This is a genomic window from Ideonella alba, assembly GCF_018069875.1.
GTDB lineage: Bacteria > Pseudomonadota > Gammaproteobacteria > Burkholderiales > Burkholderiaceae_C > Ideonella > Ideonella alba.
The window spans coordinates 680,308-702,289 of sequence record NZ_JAGQDF010000001.1 but is presented as its reverse complement, the minus strand read 5'-3'; the positions used below and the strand labels follow the sequence as shown (position 1 = coordinate 702,289).

Sequence of the window (21,982 nt, the reverse complement as noted above, 5' to 3'; positions counted from 1 at the left end):
CTGTCGGGGCTCCGTTACCCCGAACTGGGAGTACTTCTTCTTCCAGACGTAGAACGTTGCCTCGCTGATACCCATTTGCCGACAGACATCGCCGACAGGGGTACCCGATTCGGCCAGCCGCAATGCGAAGGCGACTTGCTCTTCGCTGAACTTGCTCTTCTTCATCGCTCACGCTCCTGGGCTGCTCAGCAGCCTGGTCACGGGCGACCGTACTCTAGTTTTCAGCTGTAGCGAAATTCCGGCCCGACCTCACGGTTGTGAGCCTGGGAATGAACTGCCTCGGGGGCAGCCCACCGCGTGTCCATCATGATGAAGACCACGTCGTTGAGAGAACTCCGCCCGTCAGCGGTCGAGGGCCTTTCTGACGCGTTGGGCAACCATGGCGATTTCCGCCATGTCGAGCCCGGGGCCCTCCGTCGACGTGAAGAGGTTATGGCCCTCGGTGTAGCCATTCGACGCATACCAGGCCTTCTTTTTTTCCCAGCCCTGCCGGTAGTCCTCGCGGTCTAGCATCCCAAGGTGCTCCCAGAGGATCAGCTCCCCGGCATCGGTCTCCCAGCTGAAGTCTGGGCGTAGCCTGTATGGATAGCCTTCGCCCTCTAGGCGGCGGTTGTAGGTGTAGTCACCGAGATTGACATCCGGGCAGGCGAAATAGGTCGCCAGCGTGAGCTCGGACTTGCTCTGCACCATGACGTTTTTGCTAGTGCGATGCACGAGGTGCTGCGCATACGGAAAGTCGTCGCTACAGCGCACTCCGACAGAGAAAAGATTGGTGTTGCGGCGTGCGGTCTCAGAGTTCGTCGGCTGCGAGAGATCGAACAGCGACGTGGCGTTCTTGCCTTGGATCAGCAGCACGAGCCTCTTCTTTGATCTAGTCAGCGCCGTGTACACCAGTTCCCGCGAAAGAAAGCGCGCCTTTTCAGGCAAGACCACAAACACCTTCTCAAACTCGCTACCCTGCGCCTTGTGAACAGTAAGCGCGTAGGCTAGTTCGAGCGGCGCAGCGTTGCTCGAAAACTGTCCCGGGCTGAATCCGAAGCGCACATCAGGTCGCTGGGCAAAGGCAACGTTGAGATACCTGCCCTTGTTGGGTGCAGGCGCCGTGACGCCGATTTCACCATTGGCCAGATACTCATCCTCCACTTTGGTCTTCAGCTTCCCATTCCAGCCGTCGCGCTTGCCATTGCGCGTCAGGATGACCTTGTCGCCCCAGACGATCTCTTCGTCACCGAGGCTCAACCCCCATGGCTGCCGCGAGCTATTGAGCTGCTGCCGCCGGAAGGTGCTTTGGACCCAGCGGTTGATCTGGTGGATGCCGTGAGGCTGAAGGCGCACGGGAGAGAGCATCTGAAAGCGTTCAGCTCCATCGTGATCCTCGAAAGGGACGAAGCCTTCGGTCGTTAGTCCCAGCGCAGCGTTGAAGCCGGTCACATCGTCCGGGGTCTTCAAGCCGAGTTCTGAGACGAACTGCTCGCCAATCAGACGGTACAGGTCCGCCGGCGTCTGCCACGTGCAGACCCGCAGATCGTTCAAGTCTTGGCCTTCGCCTTCTTCGCTGAGCACCCATTCGGCATCGGCCGGCTGCTGCTCCCGCGTGAACCAGGAGGCAAGCTTCAATGTGTCCGAGGCGTTGCCCTGATCGGCAGTTCGCAGTTCGATACCAAGCCGTGCCAGCGCGCGGGCCTGTGGCGTACCCTTGTCTGCAGCGTCCAAGTAAGCGACTAGGTCGGCGAAGGGACGGCCGACGCCGATCGGCGGCAGCTGGTTCGGATCCCCAACCAGGATGACGCGCTGGACGTGAACCAGGTCGAGTGCCAGCAGCGTTGCGAGCAAATCGTCCATGGTCAGCATCGAGCACTCGTCGATGACTACCGTCTTCTCCCGTCTGTACTTCTCCTCGCCATCAAAGCGCACCCGCTGCCTCAAACCGTCATAGCGTTTGAGCTGATGAAGGAACTGCGCGACCGTCATTGCGTTCGCGTTCGCCTTCTGTGACAGCCGGACGCGTGCCTTGCCGGTTGGCGCAAGAAACAGGATGCCGCCAGCGGCGAGCTTTGTCGACTTCAGCAGACCCGCCAGCACCGTCGTCTTGCCGGTTCCGGCGCGACCTACCAGAACGGCCAGCTTCGAAGTCGTGATCTGCTCCAGGGCCTTGGCCTGTTCCTCCAGCGCGGATACATGGCGGGGGTTGTGAAGATCGGGATTGGTGCCGTTTTCCTTCAGCGCCGCGACGATCAGCTCTTGCCAGGCCTCGCCTGTGCTCGGCAGCGTAGCCGCTGCCCGACCGCTTAGCAGCTTGCCGAGGCGAGTCTCCCTGTCCTGTAACTCCTTGAGTTGCAGGCACTGCACGGCTTCGTCGGTCTCGTGATTGAGCACCAGGCGCAGCCGGGAAACCTCATCGGCCAGCATCGCCTCGTTGCCATTGAGCCAGTCCACGGGCACTTCACAAGCCTGTGCGAGAGCGAGCTTGCCCAGGGCAAGGAGCGCTTCGAGATCGGACAACAGTGCGTCACCCTGCGCCGCCGAAGCGCGCAGAACAGCGACCAGTCCGGCTCGTACGCGCCTTACGTCGAGCGGAGATTCCACGCACGAAGGCGCTTCCACGGGATGAACTGCGCGAATCGAACTGTCCGGCATGACGCCACGATCCACGGTGGCCAATGAGATGGCGTTGTCCTTGTCATCCCCTATGTCGCACTCGGCAATACGGTATGGGTTCGCGAGAATTGCCGCGTCGGTGACGGGCTGCCGCGTCGCATTCTTGCGCCTGTTCGGATCGAGCCAGCGCTTCGCCTGCCCCGCGCTTAAGCTCATCCGAGACAGCAAGCGCACCAAAGCGCGCCGTTCGTCCGACAAACCTGCCCACGTGTTGGCCACTGCCTTGATATCCGGCCTGTAAGCGTTCTGGGGTGGCGTCGCTCTGCCGCGCAGGATTAGGTCGATAACCGGCCACGGATCATCTGTCGGCTTGACGATGCCTTTGGCTATTAGCTCCAGCACCAGCGACGTTCCGAGGCGCATGCCGAGAGCCTCGAGGACAGGACCTGTGCCCGGAAAGGCCCCTCGATCCCGCCAGGTGTTCTCGATCTGCTCGTTTAGCCACTCTTCCCGCCTGTCCCATGGTCCCGGCGCGATCCCGTGCTCCTTGATTCTCCGAACCGCAGTCAGGCATTTGGTCAGAACCGACAGCGCCACATCTGCACTGCAAAGCTCGCCCGCGTAGGAAAACGACATCACGTCGACGGCTTCGGGAACGACTGCGATCTCATCGAGGAGAGACCTGCGGCGAGCATCTTCGGCGGCATCGCCGGTTGGCTGCAGATAGTCGTGGTAAGGCAGGATAAATCCCGCCTTCCCGTCTGGCCTGATCGAGTGCTGAAACTTGCCATCCCACAGCGGATATGTGTCGCCAGGGATCGACGTGTCGTACTCAAGTACCGGAGAGCGAGACTCGACAAGGCCTACGCCCACCACAAGGCGGGAATAGGCTTCTTCCAGAGGGTGGCCGCTCTTTGTGTAAAAGAATACGAGCGAACGACCAGCGGTCAGTCTGCCGAAGAACAGATTGCAGATGGCGCGCTGGCGGGCTTTGGAAAAGACCCAGGGTGAGGGAAAGGGCGGATCTTCGTCAGGGGGGAGTTCCTGGGGGAGTTGTGATTGCAGCTCGTCCTGATTACCGCGCAGCATCCAGTAGAAGGGCACCGCAAAGGTCGAATACGGCGGTACAGGAATGTTTGTCTTCAGCAGATGGCCGTGAGTCGCCTGCGTCTTCTTGTTGCTTGCATATGGGTGCTCGACGGTTCTGACCCACTGGTGCTGACTCATGAACGCGCTTGACTCAGCCTTGCATGGCGGCAGGTCATCCGGTGGGATGTCTGCGAATAGCCTGCCTTTGAACTGGACCTCCTTTAGGTCAAGCCGGCTGGAGCGGATGCGTTCGAGGTCGAGGCAGTAAGAATTCAGCAGTGGGTCGTTGCAGACGGTTCCATTCCAGCGGTTGTCATGCCATGCAACACGAACATTCAGATGAAACGTCATCAGCAGCCTTTCATTGCGTCGATCTTGCGGGAGCCGGAACCATCGCAGTCGTCCGCTGATCGCCCAGGGGGGAACACTGGACGAACATTCCGCCGAGCGTTGCGCCGCAGCTTGCCGTCAACTCGCTCATCCGCCACAAGGAAGGAGGATGTCGAGCAAGCGAATGACATTCTGAACATCGACCGAGGCAGGCGGCCGCATGTGCGCTAGCGCATCACGAACACGCTTCGAACTTCTGCAGGCTTCCAATGCCTGCTGAGCAATAGCATCCAATGGAACAAAAGGGTCGTTCGCGTGCCTGCTCATCGCGACAACATCATTGAACTCCAGATCGTCAATCTCCACCGTCAGCGTCTCATTTGGGCGCCAAGGGAGCACCTTTCTCCACTTGCCCCCGCTCGGATACAGATAGTCCTCAAGGCTCGACCTGAGAATCTCAATGACAGGCCTACGCCGTTCCTCGAGCCAAGGAAGCAGCGCCCGCACGCACGCTCTCCAGTATCGGCTGTCGAGCCTTTCACGCGCCTTGACCGACTCGCTACCTGCCGACCGAGAGGTGAGCCAGTCCTGGACGCTGTCACCGAGGCCATCGACCGCACCTGCGGCAACCGATAGCACTCCGCCGCCGGTAGGAGGCGCGATTCGCGACAACGACTGCGGAAGATTCAGCAAGTCATCGTGCGACAGGCTCATAAGCTCCTCTGCAAGCATCGCATCGGAGCCCGCAAACTCTGTAACGAGGTGCCTGGCCAAGGACGTAGACCCGGGACCGCGGTGCCCCACCATTCGAAGGGTCACATAAGCGTGCATCTCATCAACTGACAGCCGACCGTCGAAGGTCACCACGCCTCCTGCCTCCGGCACGACGGGATCATCTGAGCTGTTCCACACCACCACCAGCCTCGGGCAGGTTCGCTGTGCGGGCGGCCGTTCGGCGTTCACTTCAGCCAAGTATTGGCGGCACCTTTCACGGGCTCGCGCGGAAGTTGGCGTCAGAACAATCGTCACCCGTGGCGTCGTCGTCCGCGTGGCGAACTCCGCCGCTGACATAGTCGGCTGCAAGAAGTGGTGGCCAATATCCGACTCAACATGCGACCCGTCCTCTACGTCGATGAACTCAATTCGCTCCGGTTCGTGACAGCCCTTCTGTAGAGCATCGTGAACGGCATGCTTGAGTCCAGTCACACGAGGTGCATGCAACCGCACTACTAGCGTACTGGAGCGCTCGAGCGCGTCACCAAGTTCTACCAAGAACCGTGCGGGTCCAGGCAGAGACCAGTACAAGGGAACATGGACGTGAGGAGTGTTCGGAGCAGTCATGTCGACTTATGCGGGGCGACGCTCAAGCAGTTCAAGGTAGAGCGAAGGAACTTCCCAAGTTCCATCGTTTGAAGGCTGAATGAGACCCATCCACTGCGCGAAGACGAAGTGCCCCAGCTGCAGGTTCAAGCTGGACAAATGCTCCTGCTCCTTGGACTCAGCCCTGCTCTCCCCGTGCATCAGGATCAGAAGGTCCTCCAGGGCCTTGCGGGTCGGAGCGTCGATGCTCCCAGGCAGGCCAACCCTAGCGTAAAAGCTGGCGAGGTCGGGCGTCAGGCGTTGTCGCGCCTCCTGCGGCAGGCGAACGGCCTCCTCCACGGTCAGCGACGAGGGCGAAAGGCGCTCGATTTCGTCTCCGAAGCCACAGCTAGCCTGCAGCAGTGCTTGACGTGCAGGCGCACTGTCTCGGATAGCGAGATTCTCATGCTTCGTGTCGTTGAACCTAAAGTGCACCGCATCGTCGCTCCAAGGCGGGATTGCCGCGATCAGGGTGTTTTTGGGCAGTGGCCTGTCCTGTGTGCTCTGTCGCATCGCAAGGACCAGCGCCTGCTCAGGGCTCGCGATCAGAACCGGACGAACTGTCGGCAGCTTAGGCCGGCCCGCGCCGTCGGACTGTCCCGCAGCGCGTCCGAAGGACTGCGCAAGGGCGGAGTAGGTTTCGATTTGGTCAATCTGCCAACCGCGGGCTAGCACAGCAACCAGCCGGTTCCTGGCCGGACCTGCCTTCTTGCGAGCAGAGTTCAAGAACGTGCGAGCCTCCTCGGGCACGCCGAACGTCTTGGCCTCAATCGTTGCGTCGTCATTCGAGATCTCCCAAGGGTCCCGCAGCTTCTCGAACACCGAGATCCCGCTGACCTGGTTACCAACGAAGATGACCAAGTCAGTCGGATTGCCTCGCATGTAGTTGCGAAGCCAAGCGCTGGGCATCGGAAAGGTCTTGCTGTCAGACCTCTGGGTCACCGACAGACGAGCCTCGCCCTTGGAGCGCGCTTCCGTGGGCGTCTCCCGCGCAAGTTCGTTCAGGTGATGAGACACCTGTTCCTTGTCGCCAAGCATCGTGGCGATGTCTGGCGTGCGCAGCTGATAGCGAGAGCCGTTTCGCTCAAGGATGGTGAGCTTCTCCATCTCGTCGAGCAGGGCCTCGTAGGCGCCCGGCGCCGTAGTCTTGAAGTGCTCAGGCGCGTAGACGGCACAGTGGTCGCGAATCTCCGTGGCTGTCAGGCCGGCGAAGACGCTCCCTGCCGGCTCAGCATATGAGTACTCCGCCAGAATCAGCGCGATGGCCTTGTACCGCTTGTCGAGGTTGAGGTTGAGGCCGAACTTCTCTTGAATTTCCCGCAAGAACTCCTGATCTCGCTCGACCGCATCCAAGTCTTCACTAGTGACAAGGGTAGAGATCTCCTTTCCAGCCCTCTTGTTGTACAGGCGGTTGACCAGATTGCGGCAGTAGAGCTGGATGAAGGCAGGGTAGAAGTTGCACACCGCGAGGATACGCATGGGCAACCCCTCATCCCCTTTGCCAAAGTGAAAGCCCAGGGCTGCCAGCGGCTTGGTGATGAGATCAACACCCTTGAGGATGTCCGCTTCAGAGGAGAAAGGCTGCAGCGCAATGGAAGTCGCTTTGCCCAGCGCAGTGTTGCCTCCTGTCGTCATTCGCGTCAGGTTGTGAAGCCCGGCGATGACATAACGCAGCCTGCAGTGCCCAAGCACCGAATCACTCAGGTTCTGCAAGCTCGCGAGGAAGGGGGCGTTTGCCTGCAAGTCCTCGCGCATCACGTCGTCAGCTTCATCGATGAGCAGGTAGCAGGCATTGGTGCGAGCGCGACCTGCCACGATCTCATCCTGGATGCGGTCCCTGATGGCTTGGTCGCTCTGCAGCTCCGCATCACCTGCGTCGAGGAAGCCTGCGCTTACCAGCGCTTTGTGTATCGCCTTCCAGGCGAACAACCGGTAGTCCTGGCCGAAGCCCGCCGGGTCCTTGCCGCTGTCGAGCGGGACGTAGATCGCCATCTCCCCACGGCCCTTCTCTCCCGGAGAGAGGTTCAGGTGAACCTTGGACTCCTCCAGGATCTGGTTGAGCAGCGAGGACTTGCCCAGGCGCCGGCCTCCGTAGAGAACGGCAGCTGATGGGACGTTGCGCAGCTTTCCCAGCTCATCGATGCGGCCGAAGAACATCTCCGGAGGCACCGGGCGTGCGCCATAGTCGGCATATGGGTTCGTCTTGAAGGACAACAGGCAGACCTCCAGCAGCGTTGAGAGGCGAGCGCCTGGATGGAGCGCGACATAGGCCACCAAGTCGTCATCGACCAACAGCACTGGGTGGTCTCGTCCCAGTTGGGCGCGCTGCTCGGACTTAAGGGAGAAGCGCGTAAGAAGGAACGTCGGTGTCGTGGGTGGCAGCTGTGCAACGCGCTGGCCGAGTCGCTCGAACGTCACTGGGGACGCGACAACCACCCCTTGAATATGGGTCGCATCTGAGCCCAGCGCCGGCGGAATGAATACTCCAAAACCAGAAGCTGCCAGTCCGGCAAAGGGCTTGCCGTCCAAGAAGAACTTGCCCTCATTGGGAGAAAGGACGGTCGGGTCCTGCGAGAGGCCTGCGGTGCGAAGGAAGTCAGTGAGCGCCTCCGCAAAGCCAGCCTTGGTGCCCGACGAGAACACCGCCATCCAACGGGAGACGAGGTCTGCAGCTTCACGACGCTCCAGCTCCGTGAGAGCGGTCAGCCACTCCGGCGCGGAGGACGCCAGCGGCAGTGACCCGGACAACAGGCCGTGCAAGCCGTCGAGCAGTCGGTGACCTTGTGTTGCCCGTCGGGCCTCAATGAGAAACGCCTCGAATGCAGGGCCTGCACGCTGCTCGTCGAACTTCAGCAACGGCAGCTTATCCTCGCGCAAGAGCAGGAACTCATTCCGTGCAACTCGCACACTCAGCGCTGTACCGATATCCAATCTCGCCAGGATGCGCTGCGCCTTCTGTTCGAGCTGTCGAAGAACAGCCGGATCGAGATTTCTATCCCGCTGCGACGTCACAAACTCTTCGATCTCCAGACGCAGTCTCGCCCGACTCTCTTGGATCTTGGTGTCCAGCGGAGTGAGCACCACGGCCTGCAGCACTGCCCGTGCATGCGGGAAGTCAGCGTACAGGGCCGTGGGCTTCTGCGGCGCGGCGATCTCTTGGCCACCATTGGCTCGAAGGAGAGACTCGACGACCTTAAGCATGCGACTGGCTTCGGCCTGCGGAAGTGCGCTCAAGGCCAAGGCATTGGTCACTCGTTGCCGTGCCTCCTGCAGATCGGCAGTGAGCTTGGTCCGAGCTTCTCTGCGAGCGGCGTCATTCGCGGCAGCCACTGAAGTCGCCGCCGTTTGGCTGATACGACCCAGTCTCTCCTCGATGAGTCTTGCGGGCAACAGCCGCTCTGCTCTGCGGTGTCCGGTCGCCGCGTCAACCAGTAGAGCTTGCAGTTCGGCGCCCTGAAGTGGCGCCGCACCGTCCGCGCGGGAGTCGTGTTCAACCCGCTCCACCGCTGCGAGCAGCTGCGAAACGTCCGCCAACGGTACGCTCGTTTCTGGATCGTTTGGCGGTGACCACGTGAGGGCGGGCCTCATGTCGTGCGCGAGGGGGTACTGCAAGACCAAGAGCTGGTCTTCCTCAGACAACGACGACATGGAGGAGCGCTGCTCCATGAGGCCCAAAGCGCTATCCAGCGCGCACAGCAGGAGTCGGCGGTGTATTGACGCTTCGCCTTCCGGCAGGCCTAGCGCGTTGACATAGTCCCGAGCAGCCAGCAACTCGCGATACAGCCCACTCAAGAACTCGACGTGCTTTGCTGGAAGCGCCTCATGCTTACCGGCCTTCAGCCGGTCGAGCAGCTCAAAGAACTCGTGCGCGAATCTGGACGTGGTCTTCAGGTTGTCGACGAGGTAGTCACGTCCAACGCCTTCAACGGGCCGGCGCCGGCCGACTCGCTTGCGCATGTCGCTGATGGTAGCAAGCCCCTTGTCCGCCAGCTTGTGAACTTCGGGCAGGAGCTTTCTGGCGCGCCCGTCGTCGCCTCTAGCGATGGCTGCAATGCAAGACCCTGTGGCAAACCCATGCTTGTCTGTGCAGATGGCTGCATGCAACTCCACGTAGTCCGTTGCCGTCCAGTTGGTGACGAGCTCGGAGTCGCTGGACCAGTTGGCCGCGCGCTTTCGCATTCGCGCCACACGCTCTTCGAGCGCCTGTCTCATGCTGACCTGCGCTGCGGAAAGGATCTCAGGCGTCAGATTCAGCTGGATCGTGTCCAGGGAGGCAATGCGCTCGACCACCTTCAGAAGTTCGCTGTGGGGCTGGAGCCTTGGACGCAAGTACTCGATTGCCGACCAGCGAATCCCCGAGGCGTCCCCTTGCAGCAGCATTGGCAGCAGGCTTGTGCCGAGAACGCCCAGATGTTCTGCAAACGAGCCCCCAGTCGAGTGCCGTTCCGGTGCATGCTCAAGCCACGTCTGAAGTGCCTTGAGGGCAGTGGGATCGAACGAAGCACGCATCTCCCCTGACCTCAGAATTCCAGTCCCCAGGGACCAGAGTCGTGCCGTCACACGAGAGTCGACCTCTCCAAGGGCCATTGCAGCGACGCACGCCAGCGCCAAGTGCTTGGACTCTAGGCAGGCCTGCAAAGTGCGCTGAGCCGGCTCAATCAAGGTCAGGGGGCCAATTACTCCTAGACTTTCCGACTCTTCATCGCCTGTGTCGGACTGCTCCGACTCCTCCAAGTCGACGTTTACGGCGACGTTTGCAGGCGCGTCATCCGAGTGGCTGGCTGGCAAAGGCTCGGGCTGAGAGTGCAGCGTCGCGAGAGCGGTTTGGGTCTCATCCTTGACTGCCACCCCGTCTTGGAGTCCCTCCGCTTGGGCTGAGGCCTCCGGGGTTGCTGCTGGACGAGCAGAAGGCTCGGGCATAGCAACAGCCTCACCTGCTTGAGGTGCCTCCGCTGACTCCCCATCCGCCTTCACTGGTTGGGCGGACGCGACTACCACCACGTCGGAGACGGTTTGTGCTTGGGCTTCAGCAGACGTGGACTCGTCGCTAGTTCCCGTGGCATCCGCGTTCGTGTCCGAGAGCGGTGCAAGGACTTGGCAGCGTTGCAGCGCCTGCTTGAGGCGGTCATCCGCCTCGGCAACGCGGGGCATTGCCTCTTGAAGCGCAAGCATCCGCTTCAGGTTCCGCTTCTTGGCATTGGTCTCGGCAGCGCCCTCAAAGTCGCCAGCCTCGATTCGCTCTACGGCGCTCGCTGCTTCTGCCGACTCTTCAGCAGCAGCGCGAACAGCCCGCACCTGATTGACAACTTCCGCCAGCAGCGTGGCGTCAGGGGTCTCACCGAAGATGGTCCGCAGGTCAACTACCCGCCAGGATCCGATGTCTGCGTCATCGCTCAAGCCCGAGATCGCGGCTTGTGCGTCTGCAGCAAGCGCGCTCAGCTCGCGATCCCAACGCTCCTTGGCCGCCGCCTGCGCCACCGCCTCGGCAGCCAAAGCTTCGAGCCGCAGCCGTTCAGCAAGGCGCTGCGCTTCGCGAGCCGCCTTGAGCTGCTCGTGAGCCTGGACGAGCTTGGACAGGTGCTCAAGGCAGGCTCCATGGTCGGTGTCAAAGGTGTCGCTTCCTGGAACCGGCCAAGACAGAACACCCCCAGGCGGCAATGAAGCATCCACAACCGCCGGTGTCTCCGCGCCTGCACTGCTGCTTTGTGCGAGCTCTGTTAGTGGCGCCTCTGCTGCGCTCGACTCCGCAGCCACCTCCGCAGGCGGCGCGTCCGCTTGGCTGTGCGCCAACACAGGTGCTTCCATTGACGCGGCTGGCTGCCGGCTCACTGGGCCGCTATCCCTGCGCTCCAGCACGCTTGAAGTCAGATTAGCCGGCTTGGCAGCTGCGGACACGACATACGCCTTGCCCTCGTGACTGCCGTTGACCCTATCGTTATAGGCGTCGCGGCACACCTCGAAGCAGTGGGTCATGTACTCAAGCCCGGCTTGCGCATAGGGGCCCAGAGACGACGAGTCGACGGCCCTGAAGACTTTGGGAAGCACATCCTTGTACGGTTGGTGTCCCAACAGGCAGAACACCCAGCCAAGCGTCTCGTCTTCGGACTTACTGCACAAGTACGTGGCGAAGTCGGCCATATCGCGCCAGAACTGGCCAGGTGCAGCCTTTTCGTCGGACCGTCCGGCGTCCTCGAGGAACCGCGTGTAGGCATCATCGATGCGGTGGAAGAGCCGCTTCTCCGAGGGGAACAGATCGGGAATGTCGACCCAGTAGTGCGACTGGGGGATCGAAAGCCTGCGCATCACCCAATCTGGAAACTGCGAGACCGTAGGAGCCTCGCCCCGCTGATGTCGAAGTCGGATTGGAAACTGACCGAGTTCACGCCAGTAGCGTCCGATGGCTCTGCGATCCTTGGGCCAACCGTCCGGGGGCAACACGGTGTCCTTGTTCACAAACCAAGGCAACTCCACGCGCACGCGCACTGTACCGAGCAGCATGGCTTCGTAAAGCTGCTTGGCCGGGCGCCCGCTTGAGCGCTTAAAGAGCTCAGGTGTCGCAAGGCCAGCTTCGAGCGCCCGTTGCAGGTGTGGGTTCTTGAGTGGCTCGCTGGGGGGCGTCTCTCCGTCCATCGACGGTGTAGCGGATGAGCCCTCGAGCCCCGCCGCATCTGCCTCGCGACCTTCGCTTGATGCGGCTGGCTCCATCACAACGTTTTGTGCGACGGACTCCGAAGGCTGCGAGGCAGCACCTACACCCAACTCGGGTAGCTGTTGAAGGACCTGTGCAGCGAGCTCGAGCTGAAGGTCTGAGGCGGTGCTGGCCTCGACCCCCCCCACACCACCATCATCTGCAGGGCCATCTTTCAGACCGGTGGGCTCTTCGCCAAGCGGCGAGTCCGGGGCCTCCGGATAGCGGATGATGTAGTCGCGCACCTTGCGCACAAAGAACAATGGTGCCGGCAGTGCGGTCCAATCGTCGTAGTGGGCATAGCCAAGCCGAAGCCCCATCACGAGCTTGACCAGACTGTCGGGATTAAGGGCCTGCGGTGCGTGCAGAACAGTGATTTCGAGGCCGCTGGGCAGGGCGGCGTTGTCCTTGGCGACTGGAAGCAACCGGCGCTCGAACCAGCCGCTCTTGTTGCGACCCATGCGAGGCCTGGGCCGGTAGCACGACATGCCGCGCTTGGTCTGCACTGTGCTGCGGTAGCCCATAACCACCAGGTAGTGCGGTGCGTGCCGCCCCTCGGCGTCGGGCTCGAGCTCGACGATGGTCTTGTACGTCGTGGCGTACTGCTCCTCCGTGGTCTGCCGGGTTGGCTCCGGCTGCGGGTCGGTCCGCCATTCCTCGAAGGTGGTCGTGTTCACCCAACGCATCACGAGCGTCGCATTTCGATCCGAGCGCAACCGCAGCAATGTCATTTGCGGGAAGGCCTTCTCGAGGTCTAGGTCGTCGAGCCATGCCCCACGACCCGTGCGCGAGATGAGCGACTCGTCTGAGATTTCCTTCCAAAGCCCAGCGACCGTCGACCAGTCGATGAGCACCACCGCCCGGGGATCGGCCTCGCTGATCTTGTTCAGTTCCTTGCGGGTGATGTCGGAGAAGTTCTCGCGCAGCCAAGTTTCGTCGCTGGTCAACTGGCGCTGGCTTCCAAGCCACTGCAGCCCCTCGTTGAGGGGTTGCAATTCAGTGGTCAGCACACGAGTGCGACTGCGGCATGCAAAGGAGACACTGGTCACGCCGCTAGCCACATCGAGACGGGTAAACACAATGAGGCTGACTGGTTGCTCTTGCGTGAATGCTCGAGCTTGGGACCGAATGGCCTGCACCCCGTAGATGGCCCGAGGCGCTGCGTCTCCGAGACAGCCGCCAACAAACGAATCCGTGCCGAAAACTACGCCAGAGTGAGCGAGGAAGACGTCGAGCAGCGCACTCTGAACTCGATGAATGAAGTGCTGGAAGTCAGGACGGGCGGTCCGCCGGTCGGTCTCCAGCGGAAGCAGATGGTGAACATTGGCCTTCGCGTAGTGGCACATCGCATGCAGGCCAGCGAAGTAGTTCACCGGGTCCTCGGGCCGGTTTCCCACGTCCTTGGGGGCGCAGATGAGAACGTGTCGTGCGCCAGAGGCGCCTTGCCTGACTTGCTCCGCAACAGACTTCCAACGCTCGACACGTGCCTCGAATCGACGAATCCCTTTTTCTCCGTCGAGTTCAAGGTTCGTCCGCAATCCGTGAACCTGCAGCGGCAGCGTCGAGAACTCAAGGCGTACGCGGTCACCGAAGATGGTGCGTGCGCTCTGCTCGATGAGCTGCTGCTCTTGCGTTCCGTCGACAAACACCCAGAGTGAGGGCGTCTGCTGCCCGTGAATGCGAGCTAGAGCCTGCTCGTTGGCGAGGCGATGGCGCTCGAGCCTCTCCCTGCGCTTGTTCGCGCTGTCCAGTTCGTGGGCTTTCTGCTCTTCGTCGCTATCGTTGTCGACTTCGTCGGCAATAACCTCGACTTCGAGCGCCGCGCCGGCCCAGCCTTGCTCAGACGCAATGCTAGGCAGCACGTCATCGATTTGAAGGCGAGCCACTTCGCTCTTGGCCTGGGTCATCGCCCTTGACGTCTTGAGCAAGCGGAACGGCAAGTCGGGGTCGAGGACGTCCGGCATCAGCTCAACCAAACGATCTCGAAGGTCGACTTCGTCGGCTTCGAAGACGGTGCGCTGCTGGATGTAGTCGTACAACGTGGTGAGCTCGGGAAGCCCAACCCACCACCCCGGCTCGCTGGGCCTAGGGCTTTCAGTGGCCAACTCCGGGGTTCTCGGAAGCGCACCTCCGCTCTCAGCGAGGTACTGGATGTAGTCGTCGCCGAACTCCCAACCGCTCTTCCCGCGCCGCATCGTTGCAGGCAAGACTGGGTTCTCTGCGCTGAAGATGTAGCAGCGGATGTTCAGCGGCGCATTGGGCTTCCGGCCAGGCGGCTTCTTGGCCCACACGCGTTTGACCGGCGTCACCTTCACGTGCAAGTCGCGGCCTGTGGGCCATGACGCGACGGAGAGCCTCGCGACCATCGAGAACACGGTGTCGCTACCGGGAGCCTTTGCTGGCCAAGTTGTTAGCTCAACTGCGCCTTCGAGAGAGGTGGCGTCGGCGATGAGCTCACACGGCCCCAACCCAGGGAAAAGCTCTTCGCCAACGAGGCGCTCTGCAAGGTGCTTTGCGATCAAGTCCCATTGGGGCTTTGCGACTCGACCAGAGGGCTGACGAGCAATCAGTGGCTGGCTATGTGCCTGCAGATCGATGTTGCCCGCGGAGATGTGCGAGCGAACCTCGCTAGCGGCGGTTCCGATGCCGTTTCTCTCCGCCCATGGCGCGACGACATCCCGGTGCCAACGCATGAGAATGTCAGCTATATCTTGCTTGATGTCCTCGTGTGAGACGCCGTCGCGATCTTGACCGCTGGCCCACCTCATCTCCAAGGCGGGCTTGGACGGGTCTCTCAAACCCAGGTCTCGGTCAAGGCGAACAACGCCCTCGAGCTTCGCCATCAGCGCGGCCCGCAGCCGCACGATGGGCAGGTTCTTGTCCTCTTTGCCCTTCGAGGCCTCGAGCAGCGACTGCATCGAGTTCAGCAACGAGCCCGAAAGACCGACCGCCAGCAACGACACTTGCTGGTCCAACCACTGCGGCCGTATACGCGCGCCCAGCAAGACCGGTCGGTCACTGCCCTTAGTCTCAGCGGACCGCTTCCAAACCGTTGTTGCAGTTTCGGCCTGGCTCACACTCTTGGTGCCATCGCTCATCTTCTTCCCTGAATCGTTGTTGTCTTCAAGTACCTTCTATATGCAACCCGCTGATGTTCGAAAGCGGCTCGCAGAAGGAACGGTACAAATTATCGTAACAGTCACGCAACGCGGCATCTGGGTGGTTCAAGCAGTCGTCGAGGATTCGCCGCATCATGAGGAGCATCGACGTGCGGGGCGTATCGGGCAGACCGACCGCTGATTTTGGAGCCCAGGCTGCGTCCACAAAGTAGACGAAGGCCGGACAGTCGCCTCGCATCGCCCTCCCGATAGTCTGCAGAATCATGATCATCTGGTCGGCTACGAAGGGGCGTGCGAACTCACCGAGCGCCCGAGACGCTTGGGGCAACCGCAAGAGGGCACCGACCTTGTGAGAGACGTCTGCGCGCTTTGCCCGCATTGCGGCAAGGGCGGCTTCTGGCGATCCGTAACTTGCCTGGTCGAAATCTTCGGATGCAGCTCCCACCACTCCTTGCAGGAAGCCCAGGCTGTCGCTCCTGGGGTGAGGCCTTGTGAGGAAGTACAAGGACCCGATCATCGCCTTGTCCGCGCGGGGACCAAACTTGTAGACGATGTTGACACCCCGACCGATTGCGCTCATTGGGAAGATGAATAACTCCCAATCGGCGTTGTCGCCAAGCCTCTCGACTTCGGAAGCTGTGATGCCATGCTTGGAGGCAGCGGCGAGTGCGCCGCCTCGAACGAGGTAACGCACGCGTTCGCGCCAGGCCGGAAACTGCTGCCGGATGTGCTCGTAGAGCAGCTCGCACTGCTCGTAGCTGTTGACCACAAAAGCGGCCTTGCGGCCAAAGCCACCGACGATGTCGTTTTGCGCGATGGCCGCCTCTACCTTACTAGCCCGCCCGCCGTCGAGTAGCTCTGTCGCCATGGCCTTGAGGACAAACTCGCGCCTCGCCAAGCGGGAGCCACTGAAGAACAGTCGCTGTCTATCGTCGTGAGGATCCTTCAAAGGCAGGAAGTGGTAGCGGGACTCCGCCCAGCCTGCCCCCGCGTTTGGGCGCCGAAGGACGTAGTGAGGACCGACGTTGATGTGGTAACTGGGGCTGTCGTGCAGCAGGGATGTCGCACTTGTCAACAGCACAGCGGGGCCTGTGCCCCCAGTGTCCAAGCCTAGTTGCGCCAATCGGTGCATCAGCATGCGAGGCGTTCCGACAAAGCCGACATGGGCAATGTCCACGTCGCCTTCGTCGCCTACCGTGTACCGAACACCGCTAAGCCGCCCAGCCAAGGACTCGGGCACAAGTCCCAGAAGCTCCTTGGACGGACGGGACTCGAAGACTTCGTCACCAAGAATGCCTTGGCCGTTGAGCAAGCGCAGGTGCGGGCTGAGGCCGAAGTGCTGCAGTACCAGCAGGGTGACGTTGGCCAGCAGCCTGACGTGCTCGACAAAGAACTTGGGCTCCTTGGCCGGCGCCAAGCCCGGCGCACGCAGGAGGACGCGCGCCAACGCATTCAGGTACTCGTCGGTGCCTTCCCGATCCCAGGTATCTAGAGCGTCGAGGACCTCTTTCGCGTACTCGCGAACGACATCAGGCGTGACACGCGCAAGCTCCGCGAGCTTCAAGACCTCGCTGTCGCCAAGTCCGTAAGCCGTGGACGCTTCTTGGTCAGCTTCTGCGCCACCCTCGTCTTCACGCTGAAGCTGGTTGAGGTGGCGAAGAGCTTCTCCGCCTTCACGGAAGGCGACGCGCTTGGCTGCGAAGTCCCAAACTCGCTCGAGCGCCTGGCGCGCGTCGAGATGCGCTTGTGCCTCTTCGTCATCCTCAAAGCCCGACCCGCCGCGGCTCAGTGGGAACATGTCTGCGATGAGGGATAGGCCGGTCAGGAGCTTGCGAGCGTACTCGTCGCGAAACTCCTTAGGCGACTTCACAATGGCCGCAGTCAGTCGCTCCGCGGCTTGCCCAAATCGTCCCGACATCGCCATGATGGTGGCGATGGACGCTCCGCCAATGAACGCGTTTCGCCCCTGCGCAGCCGGGGCATGGAGGTCAAGCAGTAGCCGATTCCAGACGGAGTCGGCGTCGCCCGAAAGCTTCATTAGTGGTGTGCCGCGGCCGTCCATGTTGGCCTGAGCGCCGTCGCACTCATCGACCACTACCAAATCGAAGGTCCGAGCAAGATATTCAAAGTGCCGCAGCTGTACGTCGCTGAAGAGGGGCGACACCTCACGGTCTGTAGACAGAATGTGCCCGGCCCAAACGTTGGCGTTGACCAGGGAGCGTTCAGCCTCTTGACGCCCGCAGACAGACGCCAGCGCACACTGATGAGCTACCGGCCCCTTGCCAGCCTTTGCGCCGGCGGGACTCTGGTGAATAAGCTGACAGGGGGGATGGGCGTGCGGAAACGCCGTCTCTTCGTCTCCTGCGAAGGCAGCGAGGCTGCAGTTGGTTGCGAAGAACGGCGCGGCTGAACGGGTTGCCGCGTAGCCGCGGTTGTCTTGTGAGAGCGCTGCCGCGAAGCTGGCCACGTGCTTGGAGCGCGCCCGATCACTTTGGCCGAAGAGGAGTGCGGAGCGAACCTCGTACAGGGCAAGGCGCTCGACAAAGCCTGTGGCTACCTCGATGGAGGGGAACAAAAAGCACACCTGGTAGTCCCGCTCGCTTGCCCAAGCGGCGAGGAGGTACAGGAGCGTTGTCTTGCCTGCTCCGGGCAAGCCGATGAGATGCTTGACGCCGCTGAGTTCCATGACATCGCACTCAGCGAGCCCGTCGACGGTCGCTTCGCTGAGAACAGCGGTTCGCTCCCCGGATGCAGTGTGCAGCCTGCGATACCAGCTGCGCTCTCCGCGTTGCTGTCTTCCGGCGAGCTCATCGATCCTGTCGAAGCGGTCTGCGACTGCAACCAAGTCCGACCAACGCACCAAGCCTGGCGCTCGTCCGTGACGCGCGATGTCAAGAATCGGAGGTTCAGGTGGCGTGAATCCAAGGGGCTCAATGGCGGTTTCGAAGTTGTGTCGCTCGTCGACAACCCTTGCCGGCAGCGTGGGGTCATGCCGCCTGCGGGGCGGCCTACGACGCAGCGAGAGCGGTGACGTCAGTGATGCCAGCGCATCCCGCACGTCGTCAGGCATGATCGACGTCCACACCGGGCGCACGTTCAGCTGAGCGTCAACCTCAAAGCGCTTGCTGCTGACCTCCTCTTCGTCGCCGCCAGAGGGCGGTGAGGAGCTGACGTACGCTCCTGACGAGTCTGTGGGCTCCGGGTCGTCGTCCCAGGCTTTGGGGCGCGTCATCGACCGACGACGCTGCTCCAACCGTCGGTGCGTCTCGTTGTACTGGTCCACCATCAGCCGCAGCTCGCGTTGGCTCCAAGGTGCGTGCCCCGCGATTCGCAAGTTCTGAATCGCCGTTACAACGTTGGCCGGCAGTGTTCTCATGACGGAGTCAAAGCCGGTCATGAGTGCCGGAAGGTCACGCAAATGGTTGCTGCCCAGAAGCTCGGTAGCAAGCAAACACAGGTAGTTGAGCGCGTTGGCGCCGCGATAGGGCTGCAGGCGTTCACGCATGGCCAAGCTCCGCGACTGCGTCCGAAAGGGTCAAGGCCCGGATGGGAGAGCCTTCGAGACAGGCACTGACTCGGTCTATGTAGCTGGGCACGCGTCGGGCCAGCCAGTCGGGGATGACGAGGAGAGGCTTCTTGTAGGTGCGCAGCCCACCGGGCCGGCGACGCAGACGTTCTCCGAGAAGCTCGGGACTGCTGTAGGCTTTGAGGTCGATGCCAACGGGCCTGCCATCGCCCAGGTCCAGGTCCACCGCGTCGCGGTTTGGGTACATGCGTACTTTGTGGCCGTTGGCTGCAAGACGGTCGGCCAGTCGCAGCTCATCGATACCGGGCTCGAACCAGTACTTGCGCAGCGACCTGTTGAGCCGCATAAGTTCGGACGCTGGTTGCGTTCGGCCTGGACTAGGACCGTGCTCGGCACAGCACGCAGCCGTCGTACAGCGAAGTGCGCCAGCGTGTTTGGCCATGACGTTGCTGCAGTGGGCGCAGAGAGTGGCCGTCTCCCCGGTGAGCAAGCTGCTGGGCAGCGGCTCGTAGAACTGTTGCTCGACGCACACCCATACGGCAGCAGGCAGCGTGGTCACAAACCGCAGCAGCTGCTTGCGGTTGACGACCGGGTTGCGCACAACGAACGTCCGAACTTGGCTGTAGTACTCGTCAGCATCCTTGCTCGAATGCTTTGACAAGCTGTCTTGGAACGCAGCGAAGACCTGCTCTTCAAGCAAGCCCGTCGCTCCGCTGAAGCCGGCAGCGAGCTCCTCCGCCTCAAGCGTCGGCATGCGGTCTTCCGGATCGATCAGGTAGACGGAAGACAAGCCTGCTTCTTTGACTGCGGGGATCGGCAGCCAGACGCCGAGCGGCTTTGTGCAATACGCGAGCAGTTCATGAATCTCGGCGCCGATGTCGCTGAGTCCAAGCGAGAGTCGGGCTCTCGATACCAGGGCCATCGCGCGACGGTCCTCGTCACTCAGGCCGGATACCCCGGTCCAAAGCCGGTCAACACCGGAGATCATGGAGGCACCACCGCCCATGAACACTTGGCGTGCCTGCCGAGTAGTCAGCGCGGCCAAGCTTGCTGGCAGTAGCTTCATCGCATCGGGGCCGCGGCGCCATGTGCTCGCATCTGCCTCGGATGGCAACGTCACGAGTGTCTCGCTCACGCCGGCCGCAGAGGCGCTTCTTACCAGTGCCTCAACCTTTTCGATGACGAGCTTGGGCATCGTCCGGAAGTCGCTGGACTCGGCCGGCATGCGATACGTCTTCATCGCGCGCGGCTCGACGCCGACACGCAGCGCGAACTGATCCCAGGTCAGCTTTGGCACACCAATGGACAGCGCTCGCTTGGCTGCTACCAAGAACGCCTTCTGGTCTAGGTCGGCAGCTGGAAGAGGGGCGGATCCGGACATGGTTGATGAAATCTAAGCCACAAGAGAATACGCAATGCGTGCCATGTCGAAGAAGTACGCCAAATATGGTACGCGCTGCGTACCATAAAACATGTCGAACTCCATGTCAACCGGCATTCTCAAGAGTCCGATCCCGACCATGCGCTCTGGTGCGCCCACTGAAACCTGACCCACTTCCGAGGCCTGTGTGGAGTGAACCCCTGAGAATAGACAGGCGGGGCTCGCCGGACCGATGCGCTGGCAGGGCCTTCAGAAGGAGAAGGTCCATGCCATCACGAGTCCCTACCGTCGGCACTCTGCGCAGTTCAAGCTGCAGCTGTGCCAGGAGATCCGCTCCGGCGGACTTGGCCGGCGCGACGCGCAGAAGAAGTACAGCCTGTCAGCCAACCTCATCCAACTCTGGCTGACGCCGTCCGTCGAGACGGTGCAGCAGGCACTGTTGGCGGATGCGCTGCAGCCGTAGAAGAGAGGCAGACGGTTCGGGCGCTGCACAAGCAGTTGAAGGCGCAGGGCTCCGAGGAGTGCTACGTCTGGCCGATTGAGCACCTCCGCGAGTGGTGACGGTCGCAGGGTGGATCGGCCTCGGGCGACACCTACGTGCCGCTCCGAAGCACTATCGGCGGGGCGTTTCAGTTCGATTGAACCACGGCATCAACCTCAAACCGCAGGTCTCGCGCCTCTCGGTTCCTCGAGAAACTTGTCAACAGTTGACAGCTAGCTCAATCAGAAGACGACGTGCCAACGACCGGCCAAAACATCCGAGACTGACGTGATAAGGGTCACCAGGCTGGAGCCGATCACATCCTGTCGCGGCTCGACGCCAACGAGAGAAACAGCGATCGCGAACAGGACTGCAGCCACGGTCCAGTTGCCGTGACCGCCACGCGATCGACAGCGGGTCAGCGCGTAGGCAAGGGCGACATCTATCAAACTTGGTGGAGTGAGAGCACCAGGCGGGCAAACTGACTTCGGCTCAGTAGTCCCCGGCGAAGGTGGGCGGCTGTGCCGCTTTGTCGCCGGATCTGGACACACCGTGCTTGGATTGACGGCCGCTGAGACCTCCTTACCTTCCGAGCGTGAAGACTGCTCAGTGGTGGGCTGGTCGGTTGGGTGAGGCGCCACGCCCGTCGCATGTTCCGTGCTTGCCGGCAAGTTCGGTGGGCAGGAACTCGTAGCAGCATCTTTGGCCGCAGATGCTGGTCTTGCGGCCGACTCCCTGCGGGACTTTGACCCCGCTGTTGGGTCTTCGGCTGTACCACCTGAGGATGTAGGGGTCTGCGTACGGTCTTGCTGACTCAGCTGCTCGAGCTGCGGATAGCTCGTGCCTGCCTGGCGCGCACCTGCCTGAACGTTCCCGCCCGAAATCAACGGCGCCGTCTTTGCCCGCTTGCTTGCACTGACAAACGGGGCGAATGTCAAGAAGTACATCGCGTCGCTGATTGAGGCGTCACCTCCTTTTCGGTCGCTCACCCTGTGAGCCCGAATCGGGACCCCGCCTCGCTCCCGCGCATACCTCGATAGGTCCGTCAGGATTTCCCGTTCAAACCAGCGCTGAAACTGAAGATAACGGCGCTCACCCAGCTTCAGTCCGGTCGGCGCGGCAAGGTCGCCGCGGGGCACCGTCGGCACCGTGTGGAGGTGGATCCCGGCTAGGCTCTGCTGCAGCAGTTCCTTCCAGAGCAAGGCGTCAGGAGGTAGCGAGGCACCGCCCTGGGCCTCCAAGGACAAGCCTTCCTGCTTTGCCCAATGCGCGAGATGCGCAAGCGCCAGTTTGATAGCCGGCTCGGCCTTTGGGCCGCTGCACGGCAGAACCTCAGAAGTCGCTCTGGCGTCTAGCGTCATGGGTCCGGCACGCACTGCGCACGCAGTGCTTGACAGGGTAATCGGGGCGT

The 21,982-nt window shown here is 61.8% G+C and carries 7 protein-coding genes; 1 reads left to right on the top strand and 6 read right to left on the bottom strand.

What is annotated here, in order from left to right; all coding sequences use genetic code 11:
- The 6 genes from KAK07_RS02970 to KAK07_RS02945 form a co-directional block, all read right to left on the bottom strand.
- The coding region (locus tag KAK07_RS02970; RefSeq protein WP_210859057.1) for a transposase at positions 1-165 on the bottom strand (165 nt) is incomplete at its 3' end.
- A gap of 177 nt (positions 166-342) precedes the next feature.
- On the bottom strand, positions 343-4,038 hold the full coding sequence (locus KAK07_RS02965; RefSeq protein ID WP_210859034.1) for an ATP-dependent DNA helicase: 3,696 nt from the start codon (positions 4,036-4,038) through the stop codon (positions 343-345).
- A 126-nt stretch (positions 4,039-4,164) separates the two neighbouring features.
- A complete protein-coding gene (locus KAK07_RS02960; RefSeq protein WP_210859032.1) occupies positions 4,165-4,989 on the bottom strand; it encodes a hypothetical protein in 825 nt (274 codons plus the stop codon).
- A gap of 375 nt (positions 4,990-5,364) precedes the next feature.
- Positions 5,365-15,162 carry an RNaseH domain-containing protein gene (locus KAK07_RS02955; protein WP_210859030.1) on the bottom strand — a complete coding sequence of 3,266 codons (9,798 nt, stop codon included), beginning with the start codon at positions 15,160-15,162 and terminating at the stop codon, positions 5,365-5,367.
- Between the two features lie 25 nt (positions 15,163-15,187).
- The gene (locus tag KAK07_RS02950; RefSeq protein WP_210859027.1) at positions 15,188-18,688 is read right to left on the bottom strand and encodes an ATP-binding protein; all 3,501 of its coding nucleotides are present in this window, start codon (positions 18,686-18,688) and stop codon (positions 15,188-15,190) included.
- Complete coding sequence (locus KAK07_RS02945) at positions 18,681-20,090, bottom strand: restriction endonuclease-related protein (RefSeq protein WP_210859025.1); 1,410 nt, start codon at positions 20,088-20,090, stop codon at positions 18,681-18,683. Before KAK07_RS02945 ends, KAK07_RS02950 begins: the two co-directional genes overlap by 8 nt.
- Positions 20,091-20,322: 232 nt before the next feature.
- On the opposite strand from KAK07_RS02945, the gene KAK07_RS02940 reads away from it, so the two are divergent.
- The gene (locus KAK07_RS02940) at positions 20,323-20,553 is read left to right on the top strand and encodes a hypothetical protein (protein ID WP_210859059.1); all 231 of its coding nucleotides are present in this window, start codon (positions 20,323-20,325) and stop codon (positions 20,551-20,553) included.
- The last annotated feature ends 1,429 nt before the right edge of the window (positions 20,554-21,982 follow it).